The following is a 12,863-nucleotide window of genomic DNA, read 5'->3' on the forward strand; positions in this document are numbered from 1 at the left end:
AGGATTATGGATATCGATCATACCCAGTTCTCTTTTGAGGTTCAGGCTACAGATGGGCTTGCAAGAGCTGGAATATTGACTACTCCTCACGGGGACATAAAAACTCCAGTATTCATGCCCGTAGGTACCCAAGCAACCGTCAAGGCTATGAAGCCTGAAGATGTAGATGCACTTGGGGCTCAGATAGTACTCTCCAATACCTATCATCTCTACCTTCGTCCCGGTGTAGAGATAGTGGCAAAGGCGGGTGGACTACACAAGTTCATGCGTTGGCCCAAGCCTATACTTACAGATAGTGGAGGATTTCAGGTATTTAGCCTGGCTTCTCGAAGAGAGGTACTAGATGAGGGGGTGCGATTTCGTAGCCATATTGATGGGAGCGAGCATCTATTTACACCTGAGAACGTGATTAAGTACCAAGAATTTTTGGGTGCAGATATTATCATGGCCTTCGATGAGTGTGCTCCTTATCCTGCAGATAAGAGCTATGTCAAAGAAGCCATGGAGAGAACTCATAGGTGGCTCGAAAGGTGCATAGCTTCTAAAACACGGCCTGATCAGGCTTTATTTGGAATAGTCCAGGGAGGTATATGGCTTGATCTTCGGGAAGAAAGTGCTCTCTTTGTCTCCTCCATGGATCTTCCGGGCTACGGAATAGGTGGCCTTAGCGTTGGTGAAGATAAGGAGCAAATGCTTGAAGCTCTTTCAGTAGTGACAGCTATACTTCCAATGGACAAGCCTCGTTATCTAATGGGGGTGGGATCTCCAGAGGACCTACTGAATGGTATTGCTCTCGGTGTAGACATGTTTGACTGCGTTTTGCCTACACGTAATGCGCGTAATGGCGCCCTTCTCGTGCCAACTGGTAGGTTGAATATCAGGAATGCGCAATTTAAAGAGGATTTCACACCTATACAAGAGGATTGTGATTGCTATACCTGCAGTAACTTTACGCGTGCGTATCTTCATCACCTCTTTAGAGCCGAAGAGCTGCTAGCTTACACCCTAGCTACTACCCATAACCTTAGATTCCTTGTCAGATTGATGGATGGAGCCAGAGAGGCCATCCTAAAGGGCGAGTTTGAGGATTATAGACAGCAGTTCCTAGCTGGATTTCAACCACCAGATCCTGAGGCAAGAAAGCTCAATCGTGAAAGGCGCTTTGCCGGATTGCTTGAGGAAACTAAGTAGAATTTATAACCTGGAGTGCTTGTGAAAGATATTGAGAGTTACTGTATTCCATATTGCGGCATTGATATAGTAGAGGTCCCTCGTATAGCAGCAGCGTTGGAGCGTTGGGGAGAAAGGTTTTTGAATAGAGTATATACTGCTAGGGAAAGGGATCTGTATTCGCATAAGCTGTTGTCACTTGCTGCTAGGTTTGCTGCTAAGGAGGCAGTTATGAAGGCTTTGGGAACCGGGATGCGTGGGGTGGGGTGGAAGGAGATAGAAGTTGTACCGGACCATAGAGGTAAGCCTGTGCTGCATCTTTACGGTAGAGCTTTGAATAGAGCAAAGGAGCTTGGAATACAAAGCTGGGATATAAGTCTCACTCATTCTCGCGATACAGCAATAGCAAGCGTTGTGGCTATAGCTCTAAAAACAGTCGAGGAGTAGGGAAGTGATACCCGTTGTAACTGCAGATCAGATGAGATCTATAGAGGAACTGGCTTTCAAGTCTGGAGAAACCGTAGAGTCTCTCAGCCAAAGAGCTGCGGAATCTATAGCTGATGAGATTCTCAGGCTTATAAGGGAAGAGCTATTACACCCTCCCGTGGCTGTCGTTGCTGGGCCAGGGAATAATGGATTGGACGCTATCAAGACCGCAAACATACTTGCTAATTCTGGGATTAGTGTCAAAGTCTTTTCTTGGAAGAGGCAGGAAAGTAATTCCCAGCAAGCAGAACTTGAAGATGTGCTTGATGAATCAAGAACCATACTAGATGGCATTTTTGGTATCGGCCTTTCCAGAAACGTAGAGGGTGAGGCTGCACAGATTATTGAAAGATTGAACTCATTCAGGTCTGAGGCAGATGCTAGGACTGTCTCTATTGACATTCCCAGCGGCTTACATTCAGATAATGGTAAGGTTATGGGAGCGTCCATTGTTGCAGACTATACAGTTACTCTTGGCTATCCCAAAAGCGGACTCTATACGGGGAAAGGCCCAGAGTCCGCGGGAGTTATCGTCCATAAGCCTTTAGGATTTACTATTCCCGAAGACTTCAGCCCATTAGCTTGGGGCTTTACCCAGAATGAGTACGAAGTTAAGTTTCCAGAGAGAAAGGTAGGGTCACACAAGAACGATAACGGGCGCCTAATAGTTCTGGGTGGAAGCCTAAAGTATCCTGGTGCCCCAGTTCTTGCAGCTAGAGCGGCGGCGAGAGCAGGGGCCGGCTATGTGACGGTAGCTTTCCCGAGGTCGCTTTACTACACAATAACCTCCCATCTCAATCAAGAGACCGTTTGGCCACTACCTGAAGCTGAACCCTTCACCTTAGGCCCAGCATCTGTGGAGGAAGCGCGTGAGGCAGCTTCTACCTATAAGGCATTAGTGGTTGGTAATGGTGTCGGTAGAGAGGAGGCAACAATAGACTTCGTCTTGGAACTTTTAGGATTACCCGGGCCTGAGCAACGCCGCGCCATAGGTTTTAGGCCTTCTCCTAACTTGCCGAAGAAGAACGATAAGCATCAGATTCCTCCTACGGTGGTTGACGGCGATGGTCTATTTGCCTTAGCCTCTCAAGATAGCTGGTGGGTATCCACGCCTCAGGTCCAGATCCTTACACCTCATCCCGGGGAGATGGCGCGACTTGTAAATAAGTCTGTTTCTGAAGTCGAGTCTGATAGATTTGGGATCTCAGTATCTTCTTCTAAAGAGTGGGGCAAGGTAGTGCTTTTGAAGGGGGCTTATCCATTGATTGCAAAACCTGATGGTGAAGTGTATCTGCTAATCGAATCGCATCCAGAGGTATCAAGCGCAGGTACTGGAGACGTGTTAGCAGGACTATGTGGCTTCTTCCTTTCCTTAGGATATCCTGCTGCGGATGCAGCTCAAGCCGCGCTAGTGTTAGGATCTAGAGCGGCTAGCATAGCGAGCGAAACAGTTTCTAAAAATTGTGTTGGGGCTACGGACTTGATAGATGCTCTTCCTGCTGCAAGAATGTCTTTGTAATCGATTAGGAGAGCTTAGGCGCTATGCTAGCCGAGAGAGTTAAGGTGGCAACAGGGCCCACATGGGTAGAGGTAGATTTGAACGCTATAAGGCATAATCTTAGGCTCTACCTGGATAAATGCCCAGGGTCGAAAGTTATCGCCGTGGTCAAGGGCGATGCCTATGGGCATGGGATTATAGAAATCTCAAAGACCGTACTAGATGCTGGTGCATGGGGGCTCGGAGTTGCACGAGTCAGCGAAGGACTGTTGCTAAGATCTAGTGGCATAGATGCTCCCATAATAGTTTTGGGTTATTCCAGCGAGCAAGAGATAAAGCAGGCTGTAGCTTCAGACCTTGCTATCAGTGTATCCACCGAGAAAATGCTTGATTGGATCCTGGCAACTGCTAGGGAGGTAGGCAGGATCCCACGCATTCATCTTGAGGTAGATACCGGTATGCGTCGGCTGGGGGTCAAGTTTGAAGATGCTGCCCAAATAGTTCACTATATCCACGGCACGAATAGTGTCTACCTGGAAGGCATCTTCACCCACTTCGCTAGCGCCGATGATCCTGAGGGGTTTTTGTTCAAGCGACAACTTAGTATGTTTCAAGACCTTATACACCTTATCAGAGAGAGAGGTGAGGTCCCTCCCATAGTGCATGCTGCCAACAGTGCAGCGGCTCTCTACGCTCCAGAGAGCCACTTTGATGCCGTCAGGATTGGTATTGGACTGTACGGTGTTCAACCCCTGCAATTCAAGACTTATCCTCTTAGACCTGCTATGGCTCTCCGCTCGGTAGTTGCCAGAGTGCTTGACGTACATGCAGGTGAAGGGGTAAGCTACGGACATACGTATGTTGCCAAGGAAAGTCATAGGGCAGCAGTCATACCTTGTGGTTATGCTGATGGCTACCCAAGGATTCTAAGCAACAAAGGAGAAGTTATCGTAAGTGGTATAAGATGCCCAGTTATAGGTAGAGTCTGTATGGATAACCTTATAGTGAAACTACCTGAGGGGGTTGATGCTAGAGTTGGGGACGCAGTAACGCTCATCGGGAGCCAAGGGAGCGAGGCCGTTGATGCAGGCTACTTGGCAAGACTTGCAGGAACTATACCTTATGAGATCCTTTGTGGGATAGGTCGAAGGCCAGAGAAGATATATATAAATTGAACAGGAGGTAGTATTTCATGCTTCGACGTAGAGATCTAAAGGGTACTGAGGAAGGTAACCAGCAGCAAACTTCACAGACTGAAGCCCAGAACCAGGAAACCACCCAGCAGTCTCAGACTCAGTCAGCATCTTCGAATATTAGTCCCAGTGGACTCTCTTGGCGTCCGATGAGACAGACCAACGAGGATTGGCGTCCTCAACGTGCTGGTACCCCTACAGGTGATGAAAGCGTCATTGGCCCTGATGACTTCTTCAGTGGCAACTACAAGTCTGAGAGGGGAGTAAGAGTCCAAGGTAGAGTAGAAGGTTCTATAGAATCCAAGGGACATATATTCATAGAAGAGCAAGCCCAGGTCAACGCCGATCTGGTTGCGGAAGATATAACAGTTGCCGGAAGATACAATGGTAAGGTTGAATGCAGACGTCGTTTCGAGATCACCCCAACAGGTATAGTAACTGGCGAAATAAATACCGACCTTCTAGTAGTGCAAGAGGGCGGATACTTTGATGGTAAGCTGAAGATGAAGGATAGATCAGGTCGTGTGGCTCAGGCCCAGAAGCAACAGGCTCAAGGCGCTGTTCAGAGGCAGGGCCAGAAAGCAGATGACCAGTCTCCGGCGCAAGTTTAGGTATTGCAAGATTGGATTGCAATAGACTGGATGTATAATCTCTTATGAAGAACAGTAGAGATTTGTTATTACCTTTTGTTGTCTTCACAGCAGGCGCGACTGTCATGGCAACTGAGATGGGGGCTTCGCGCCTGCTTGCGCCATATTTCGGTGACTCACTGATAATCTGGGCTAATCTTATAGGCATGATCCTCATATATTTGACCCTAGGTTATGCTCTGGGTGGAAGGTTCGCCGATAGGTATCCTTACAAGTCAGGCCTTTATAAACTCACAGCTTGGTCTGGTTTTCTAATCATACTTATCCCTATATTATCTCGTCCCCTGCTAAGGTGGTCTACTGAGGGATTTGCCGAACTGTCTGCAGGTATATTCTTCGGATCTTTATTTTCCATACTTCTATTGTTTGCACTGCCGGTTACTATGCTAGGGGCAGTTTCTCCTTACGCAATGAGAGTTAAGATAGAGTCGGTATCAGAAGCCGGACACACCGCTGGCTACCTATATGCAATTAGTACCTTGGGATCTATCTTTGGTACTTTTGTACCTGTACTTCTCTTGCAGCCTTGGATTGGCACCACAAGGTCCATATGGATATTTGGGTTCGTTCTACTAGCAGTTTCCTTACTTGGCTTGGCTAAGGAGTTGGGTAGGAGGTCTATCCCCTACGCAGTCATGCTTGCTCTTTCTATTTTTTTGATGGTTCTCTTCGACACTAGCAGGATAAAGGCTGCTGAGATGGGCCAGCTCCTCTACGAAGGGGAGTCAATGTACAACTATATACAAGTTGTAAGAGATGATAATGGTTGGGTCGATTTGATCCTCAACGAAGGACACGCTACTCACTCTAGATACAACCCTAACCAGATACTGACTGGTGGTCCCTGGGATTACTTCATGCTTGCCCCTCTCTTCAGACCTGAAGGTTTGGATACGCCCGTACGCGATGCCTTAATGATAGGTCTCGCTGCTGGGACCATGCCCAGGCAATACTCGATTGTCTATCCCAATACACACATAGATGGCGTGGAAATAGACGGTCGTATTGTGGAAGTTGGACGCAAGTATTTTGATATGAATGAACCTCAGCTCAATGTAATAGTTGATGACGGGAGATATTTCCTTAGGCGTACAGATAAGAAATATGACATAATTGCAATTGACGCATATAGGCAGCCTTACATCCCCTTCCACCTCACCACTCATGAATTTTTTGAGGAAGTTAGACAGCACCTCAAGCCCAATGGCATAGTGGTTATAAATGCTGGTAGAGCCCCAGGGGATTACAGATTGGTAAATGCATTGGCCAGCACTATGAAGTCGGTTTACCCGAACGTTTTTGCAATCGACACAGCTGCGTATCTAAACACTCTGATATACGCAACCAACGAGCCTATGACTATTCAGCAGTTCTGGAATAATGCCGAAAAGGTGAGGGATCCTTACCTTACTACTATTCTTGAATGGGTAAGATCTAGTGGAAATATCCGAGAATTATCCATGACGGAGAGACCATTTACCGATGACTGGGCTCCGGTTGAACGTGTTATAGACCAGATGATATACAAGTATGCTATAACTCAGGGTAAGGAATGAAAGCCTTACTATCCTTCCAATAGCTTCTTTTCCTGGATAATGATCTGTGCTGTCTATCTTTATAAATACGACTGTGCCTGTTTTTATTATAGTGCTTGCGGGGATGGTGGCTGCTCGTTGTGGGGTTATGCACGCTCAATCCCTTGCAAGACTGTCTCTGTATGTTCTTAGCCCCGCCCTAGTGTTTAGTAGCCTGGTTAACACATCGGTTACCCTATCGAACATCCTAAGAATAGGTCTATCTCTGTTGATACTTGCTATCTTCACTTATCTATTGGGTACTTTAGTTTGTGAATTATTGGGTGTTGAGCCCTACACCAAGTCTAGCTACCTTTTATCTACGATTCTGATGAATTCTGGTAACTTTGGATTACCGGTGATCCTATTTGCTTTTGGTGATGAGGGATTGGCAGTAGCGTCGATCTATTTCGTTATTCAGTCCCTGCTTACTAATACCTTGGGGGTCTATATTGCCTCTAGGGGGATGGCAGACCCAAAATCCGCTTTGATGAACACGTTCAAGCTACCGACATTATATGCCATAGTTGTAGCTTTACCCTTTCTGATCTTTCATTTCCCTTTGCCGCAAGTAGTTAATAGGCCAATAGATCTACTAGGTAGTGCTGCAATACCTATATTGCTTCTAATGTTAGGTGCTCAGCTTAGGTTGCGTCTAAAGGCTATAATCTCTCCATTGTTTGTAGCTGCGTTGATTACACGCTTAGTAATCTCTCCTCTGATAGCCTACATGATAGGACGTGTAATGGGGCTTGAAGGCTTGATTTTACAAGTCTTTGTGGTGGAATCTGCCATGCCTACCGCTGTAAATACAATCATGCTAGCAACGGTCTTTAAGTCAGATACCGACTTTCTTTCGAACGTCATAGCGTTTTCTACACTGGTCAGTATGATAAGCTTGACCCTACTTATATCACTATTAGGAGCTACAGGGTAAAGGTGATAGATATAATCCCGTTTGCTGGAATAGCATCTGAAGAACTTATATGCGGTATAACACCACCCACTGACGGCGCAACCAATTCAATTGATATGTCTTCTGATGAGTCTGTAGCTAGACTGCGTGAATATCTAAATCTGCAAGATAGTTGGTGCTTAGCATGGCTTCACCAGGTACATGGAGACTCGGTTATCTGTATAGAGGACCAACCTCATGCTGAGCTTATGGTTTTCGAGGGGGATGCGCTGGTAACTGGTCATGAGCGAGTTCTGCTAATAACGCGTCATGCTGACTGCCCCCCATTGCTTCTTTGGGACCAGGAAGGTGGGGTAGTTGGAATCGTGCATGCAGGTAGGCGTAGTACTTTCTCGGGTATAGCTCACGAAGCTATAACTGCTATGGTTGACCTTGGGGCTAATGTAGAGCATATAGTCGCTTCCATCGGTCCTGGAATAAAGTCCTGTTGTTACGAAGTTGGTGAAGAGGTATATTACTCGCTTGAAGAAGATCTGAGACCTATGACCTTTGAGTTGCGGCGTGGAAAGATCTACTGTGATCTATATCGACTGCTGAGCTATCAGCTACTTGAAGCAGGTGTTAGAAACGTGTTTGGAATAAGAGAATCAGAATGTACTTGCTGTGGACCAAGAAACCTTCACAGCTATCGTCGAGATGGCACTACTATGCGATTTGCAGCTTTTGTGGGTAGAAGGGCATGAAGGATATAGATGTGTACAGAAACGCTCTAGAAGTTATAGAGAAGTGCAGAGATCGCGCGATTGCTAGTGGTCGCACACCAGATGCTGTGACAATAATCGCTGCAGCCAAAACTTTTCCTGTCGAGCATGTGCTACCTGCCCTCGAGGCTGGAATACGTGATGTAGGTGAAAACAGGGTGCAGGAAGCTGAAGCTAAGTGGTCAGATCACTATATTAGAAACGCCATTAGGTTACACATGATAGGCACTCTACAGAAAAACAAGGTCAAGAAGGCAATTAATCTATTTGACATCATACATTCCTGCAGTTCGGTAGAACTGGGACTCCGGATTTCGAACTACTCACAAGATAAATTATTTCCAATTCTCCTCGAGGTTAACTTAGCCAATGAACCTTCTAAGACTGGTTTTCCAGCCTCAGAACTTGTACCCGCAGTAGAACAGTTGGGACAGGTACCTAATCTTAAGTTGCTGGGCTTGATGGCTATACCTCCATACTCACCTGATCCAGAACAGTCCAGGCCTTATTTTGCTCAGCTTAGGCGGCTGAGCGATGACCTATGCTCAAGATATGATTTTTTCGGTCCTGAGCTTTCTATGGGTATGTCCGAAGATTATCTAGTAGCTATAGAAGAGGGAGCTACTATGGTCAGGATAGGTAGAGCTATATTCGGCCCAAGAAGTTAGCCCATTAGCAAGGCTGCTTCGTCATTAGCCGGCCTTACCTGACCATTACTGAGGTATACCCACTCCATGATCTTAGGTTCGTTGTCGATCTTATAGGTGAAAGTCACTAGGTAGCTCCCATCTCCCTGAGGTATTGCCTTCCACTCACCCGGACTGAAAGTGTAGCCTCTGCGCTCCATACTCATCCAGTAAACGGTTATCAGGTTTACTATAGAGTACCCTCTCTCGTTCCTGAACTCCTTGGTGCGTGATACGATCTTCCTCATCTCTGATGGGTCTATTTCATGTTCTTCCTTTTCTTTCTGCGGATTGGCACCTATGGTAGGTACGGCTACTAATCTCATGTTCAGCTTGGCAGCCGCCTTTGAGGCTATGGTATAAAGCAATTTTTTGTCGTCTTCGCTGATCTCTTCGGGGAGCGAGTCTATGATACTTAAAGCCATCTGTAGGTTATTAGGTTCAAACCCTCTTTGCTTCTCATTTTCATCAGAGCTTTCAGTATCTGAGGATATCTCTCCAAGGAATATCTGAACTTGCCTGTGTAAAGAGCTGCCCTTGAGTGAGCCCTCTTTGACTGCGGTAAGTAGCTCTTTACGCTGGGTATCGTCTGGTATTCTAGCCAATTGGATAGCATCTGCTATACCGATCTGCTTCTGCTCTACAGCTTGACGTATATCGTCGTGTTCAAGCAGCTGTAGCCTTCCATGAACATGCGCTACGCTTCTCCCAGACAGCCTGGCTAGGTCCCTGTAGCTGAGGCCAAATTTGTGTATAAGGGTTCTAAATACTCTTGCCTCTTCGAGTGCGCCAAGGTTTTTGCGCTGTAGGTTCTCGGCAAGAGATATCATAAGCTCTTCTTGCTCGTCTTTGGGTTCTATGATCCTTACAGGTATCTTCTCCATGCCAAGAAGCTGGCATGCTCTGTATCTGCGCTCGCCTGCAACTATCTGGTAAAAACGCCCTGTGTCCTTGACGAGTATTGGTTGGAGTAGTCCATGCTCCTTTATATTCTCAGCAAGCTCTTCGATGCTAGATTTGGAGAAGCCACTGGAAGTTTGACTGCGGGGCTGCGCAGGGTTAGGTCTTATTCTTTCGATTTCTACTTCGACTACCTGAGATGTTGGTAGGCCAGGATCATCATCTGATACCGGCATTATTATAGATCGCAGCGATGTGAACGTAGCTTGGGCGTTTTCAGGGGTTATTCTTGCTCTCTTATTACTCATTGCAGGCACTCCTCCAGTTCCTCCGCTAATTGTCTATAAGCTATGGCTGCTGGTGTATCTCCAGCGTAGGCTAGAACGCTTTTCCCAGTCATGGGAGCTTCTTTTACCTTGACGTTTAGTCTTACTACAGTATCAAAAACTTTGACCATACCGTTTAGTGCGGACCTTGCAGCAGCTATCACGTCCCTAGCATGTACAGTTCTAATATCCGCCATGGTGAGTAGTACACCATCTATTCTTAAATTGCGATTCAACTTGCGTTGAACTTGTGAAACAGTCCTTAGCAATAAATCTACACCTTTCATCGCTAGATAGTCTGCCTGTAGAGGGATAATAACCGAATCAGCTGCAGCAAGTGCGTTTATAGTCAGGAGCCCCAATGAAGGCTGACAGTCAATAAATATGACATCGTATTCTCGCCTAATTTTCTCTAACATCTCTCTAAGAACCAATTCTCCCAAAGTTGCTCGGAAAAGGTCTAGTTCTCCTTGGGAGAGCTCTATATTAGAGGGCGCTAGGATCAACCCCTGCTCAGCAGGGAGTAGTATGTCCTTAATAGTAGGTTGAGGAGATTCTTGGATCGTAGCATACAAGACATCGTATATAGTTGGGGATAGGGAGTCGGGCTGAAATCCCAGGGATAGAGTTAGACTTGCCTGAGGATCAAAGTCCACAAGCAGCACACTATGACCCTTTTCCCTAAGCGCAGCTCCCAGGTTGAGAGCAGTTGTAGTTTTCCCCACTCCGCCTTTCTGGTTAGCTATGGCGATTACCTTACCCATTAACTCGCTTGTACCCCATCAAGTGCGCCGATTCTAGCATAGCAATAAGGATTGGTAAAGCGAAGAGTAAAAAAGTCATAAACTAGTGTCCTCTGATTTTTGACAACGATGCAATTATAGAGATATATTGCTTCTGCTGTGAACATCGAGCGAACAATATCTGGTCTACGTGTGAGTTGCCTTGCCAGCGGTAGTTCTGGTAACTCCTTGCTTTTGCAATGGGAAGGCAAGGCTATATTGATTGATGCAGGGATATCTGCTCGCAAATTGACTACGTACCTCCTTGAAAGAAATGTATCTCCAGAAAACCTTCTAGGTATTTTTGTCACGCACGAGCATTCGGATCATATTGCAGGTATAGAGCTGCTTGCTAAAAGGTTTGACACTCCGGTGCTGTGTACTGAAGAAACCAGAAAAGTTTTATCCTGGTTGATTGATGGGGTTGAGTACGAAGTCTATAAGAAGGAACAATCTATAGAAATAGAGGGACTAGAGATACAAGCATTTTCGCTGCCTCATGATGCTGCTGATCCAGTTGGCTATCAAATCAGATACGGTGAGTATGCGGTGTCGGTAATAACCGATCTGGGAGCACCTACGCTAGATGCTGTATCTGCAGCCAGGACGAGTGATTTGGTCGTAATTGAAGCAAATCATGATGTTGATAGATTAATAAGTGGCCCCTACCCTTGGCACCTAAAGAAGAGAATTATGAGCGATAGGGGGCATCTCTCTAACCTGCAGGCAGCTCAGCTGATATCTTCTGCCCTAAGACCGCGACCCCAGCAATTTTGGCTTGCACATCTCTCAAAGCGTAACAATACGAAGACATGCGCTAGAGATACCGTTTTGTCGTATCTAAATAAATTAGGGATATCTATCGATTTATACGTAACCGAAAGAGATAAGCCAAGCTTGGTCTGGGAGCCTCCCTTGGAGCCAGCAGTTCAGCTATCCTTATTTGGCTCCCCAAAGCAGTCTGAGGAGAGTATGGAACCTATTATCTTCTGATACCCTGCGAGGAAGGCTTTGCCGTCCACGATCTTCTTGCCCTGCATCTGCAGTTGTTCTAACAGGAGTGCTCCTTCTCCACATGTTACTATCGGCATCTTAGTTTGTACGTCTTTGGTTACTTCCCCGGGCTTGCCTTCAGTAGATGAAGGGATAGCTTTAGCTTTATAGATCAATATTCTTTTATCTTCCCAGTATGTGTAAGATACTGGCCATGGATTAAATGCTCTGACCTCTCTCTCAATCAAAACAGCAGGCTTATTCCAATCTATGCAGGCTGCTTCTTTGCTTATCTTAGGGGCGTATGTAGCAGCCGAGTGATCTTGTTCTACTGGGGTGATCTTCCCTTGTATCCATTTATCCAAAGTTTGGATCAGCAGATCCGCGGCTATTTTTGCTAGCCTCTCGGAAAGCTCTCCTGCTGTCTCGTGATCTTTTATATCCACCTCTACCTGGGCTAGGATAGGTCCATCGTCCAGTCCTTCCCCCATGCGTATAAGCGTCACTCCTGTTTTGGTTTCCCCTGCTAGTATGGCAGCTTGTATAGGCGCTGCACCTCTATACTTAGGCAGTAATGAGGGATGCACATTGATCCAGCCCAATGGTGGGATTTGGAGGGCTTCCCGAGGGATAATCAAGCCGTAAGCTGATAATATAATCAGATCGGGTCTATAGTCTCTGATGCTAGCTATTACGGAACTATCTCTGATCTTTTTAGGTTTTTCTATTGGAAGTCCAAGCTGCTCAGCTGCAAGCGCTATGGGGGAGGGGTGACTTCTTAGACCCCTGCCCGCGGGCTTATCAGGTTGAGTATAGACCGCTACTAGGTCGTGTTTCCCTAAACTGGTTAGAGCTTGAAGTTGTGGAACAGCGAACTCAGATGTACCAAAAAACAGCAGCCTTTTTCTATCCATCATCACCCCGATGT

The 12,863-nt window shown here is 46.3% G+C and carries 13 protein-coding genes; 10 read left to right on the forward strand and 3 right to left on the reverse strand.

The genetic code is table 11. From position 1 onward, the window contains the following. Positions 1 to 6: 6 nt before the first annotated feature. From tgt to TTER_RS04740, 9 genes are all read left to right on the forward strand, one after another. The gene (gene tgt / locus TTER_RS04700) at positions 7 to 1,191 is read left to right on the forward strand and encodes a tRNA guanosine(34) transglycosylase Tgt (protein WP_012874883.1); all 1,185 of its coding nucleotides are present in this window, start codon (positions 7 to 9) and stop codon (positions 1,189 to 1,191) included. A gap of 21 nt (positions 1,192 to 1,212) precedes the next feature. After that, on the forward strand, positions 1,213 to 1,617 hold the full coding sequence (locus tag TTER_RS04705) for a holo-ACP synthase (protein WP_012874884.1): 405 nt from the start codon (positions 1,213 to 1,215) through the stop codon (positions 1,615 to 1,617). Positions 1,618 to 1,621: 4 nt separating this feature from the next. Beyond that, entirely contained in the window at positions 1,622 to 3,175 is a 1,554-nt protein-coding gene (locus TTER_RS04710; RefSeq protein ID WP_012874885.1) for an NAD(P)H-hydrate dehydratase, read from the forward strand. 23 nt (positions 3,176 to 3,198) lie between these two features. Then, on the forward strand, positions 3,199 to 4,329 hold the full coding sequence (alr, locus tag TTER_RS04715; RefSeq protein WP_012874886.1) for an alanine racemase: 1,131 nt from the start codon (positions 3,199 to 3,201) through the stop codon (positions 4,327 to 4,329). Between the two features lie 17 nt (positions 4,330 to 4,346). Next, the gene (locus TTER_RS14625; protein ID WP_012874887.1) at positions 4,347 to 4,958 is read left to right on the forward strand and encodes a bactofilin family protein; all 612 of its coding nucleotides are present in this window, start codon (positions 4,347 to 4,349) and stop codon (positions 4,956 to 4,958) included. A 44-nt stretch (positions 4,959 to 5,002) separates the two neighbouring features. Next, positions 5,003 to 6,553 (forward strand): spermidine synthase, encoded by a 1,551-nt coding sequence (locus TTER_RS04725; RefSeq protein ID WP_012874888.1) that lies wholly within the window; start codon positions 5,003 to 5,005, stop codon positions 6,551 to 6,553. Positions 6,554 to 6,626: 73 nt separating this feature from the next. Beyond that, positions 6,627 to 7,508, forward strand: a complete 882-nt coding sequence (locus tag TTER_RS04730) for an AEC family transporter (RefSeq protein ID WP_277422781.1) — start codon at positions 6,627 to 6,629, stop codon at positions 7,506 to 7,508. A 2-nt stretch (positions 7,509 to 7,510) separates the two neighbouring features. After that, positions 7,511 to 8,230 carry a peptidoglycan editing factor PgeF gene (gene pgeF, locus TTER_RS04735; protein ID WP_012874890.1) on the forward strand — a complete coding sequence of 240 codons (720 nt, stop codon included), beginning with the start codon at positions 7,511 to 7,513 and terminating at the stop codon, positions 8,228 to 8,230. Next, entirely contained in the window at positions 8,227 to 8,916 is a 690-nt protein-coding gene (locus TTER_RS04740; protein ID WP_012874891.1) for a YggS family pyridoxal phosphate-dependent enzyme, read from the forward strand. Before pgeF ends, TTER_RS04740 begins: the two co-directional genes overlap by 4 nt. Here the strand turns inward: TTER_RS04740 and TTER_RS04745 are convergent. Together TTER_RS04745 and TTER_RS04750 are read right to left on the reverse strand one after the other, a co-directional pair. After that, the gene (locus TTER_RS04745) at positions 8,913 to 10,142 is read right to left on the reverse strand and encodes a ParB/RepB/Spo0J family partition protein (RefSeq protein WP_012874892.1); all 1,230 of its coding nucleotides are present in this window, start codon (positions 10,140 to 10,142) and stop codon (positions 8,913 to 8,915) included. The two genes, TTER_RS04740 and TTER_RS04745, sit on opposite strands and share 4 nt — an antisense overlap. Continuing rightward, positions 10,139 to 10,924 carry a ParA family protein gene (locus tag TTER_RS04750; RefSeq protein WP_012874893.1) on the reverse strand — a complete coding sequence of 262 codons (786 nt, stop codon included), beginning with the start codon at positions 10,922 to 10,924 and terminating at the stop codon, positions 10,139 to 10,141. The genes TTER_RS04745 and TTER_RS04750 overlap by 4 nt, the downstream gene beginning before the upstream one ends. Before the next feature lie 171 nt (positions 10,925 to 11,095). Between TTER_RS04750 and TTER_RS15305 the strand changes: the two genes are divergently transcribed. Further along, entirely contained in the window at positions 11,096 to 11,935 is an 840-nt protein-coding gene (locus TTER_RS15305) for an MBL fold metallo-hydrolase (protein ID WP_277422774.1), read from the forward strand. On the opposite strand, the gene fmt is transcribed toward TTER_RS15305, so the two are convergent. Then, positions 11,872 to 12,852 carry a methionyl-tRNA formyltransferase gene (gene fmt / locus TTER_RS04760; protein WP_012874895.1) on the reverse strand — a complete coding sequence of 327 codons (981 nt, stop codon included), beginning with the start codon at positions 12,850 to 12,852 and terminating at the stop codon, positions 11,872 to 11,874. The genes TTER_RS15305 and fmt overlap by 64 nt on opposite strands. Positions 12,853 to 12,863: the final 11 nt, after the last annotated feature.

The organism is Thermobaculum terrenum ATCC BAA-798, assembly GCF_000025005.1.
Taxonomy (GTDB): Bacteria; Chloroflexota; Chloroflexia; order Thermobaculales; family Thermobaculaceae; genus Thermobaculum; species Thermobaculum terrenum.

Coding starts and splice junctions, on each gene's coding strand:
- tgt (WP_012874883.1), top strand. CDS start 7: ATGGATATCGATCATACCCAGTTCTCTTTTGAGGTTCAGGCTACAGAT.
- alr (WP_012874886.1), top strand. CDS start 3,199: ATGCTAGCCGAGAGAGTTAAGGTGGCAACAGGGCCCACATGGGTAGAG.
- TTER_RS14625 (WP_012874887.1), top strand. CDS start 4,347: ATGCTTCGACGTAGAGATCTAAAGGGTACTGAGGAAGGTAACCAGCAG.
- TTER_RS04725 (WP_012874888.1), top strand. CDS start 5,003: ATGAAGAACAGTAGAGATTTGTTATTACCTTTTGTTGTCTTCACAGCA.
- TTER_RS04740 (WP_012874891.1), top strand. CDS start 8,227: ATGAAGGATATAGATGTGTACAGAAACGCTCTAGAAGTTATAGAGAAG.
- TTER_RS04745 (WP_012874892.1), bottom strand. CDS start 10,142: ATGAGTAATAAGAGAGCAAGAATAACCCCTGAAAACGCCCAAGCTACG.
- TTER_RS04750 (WP_012874893.1), bottom strand. CDS start 10,924: ATGGGTAAGGTAATCGCCATAGCTAACCAGAAAGGCGGAGTGGGGAAA.
- fmt (WP_012874895.1), bottom strand. CDS start 12,852: ATGATGGATAGAAAAAGGCTGCTGTTTTTTGGTACATCTGAGTTCGCT.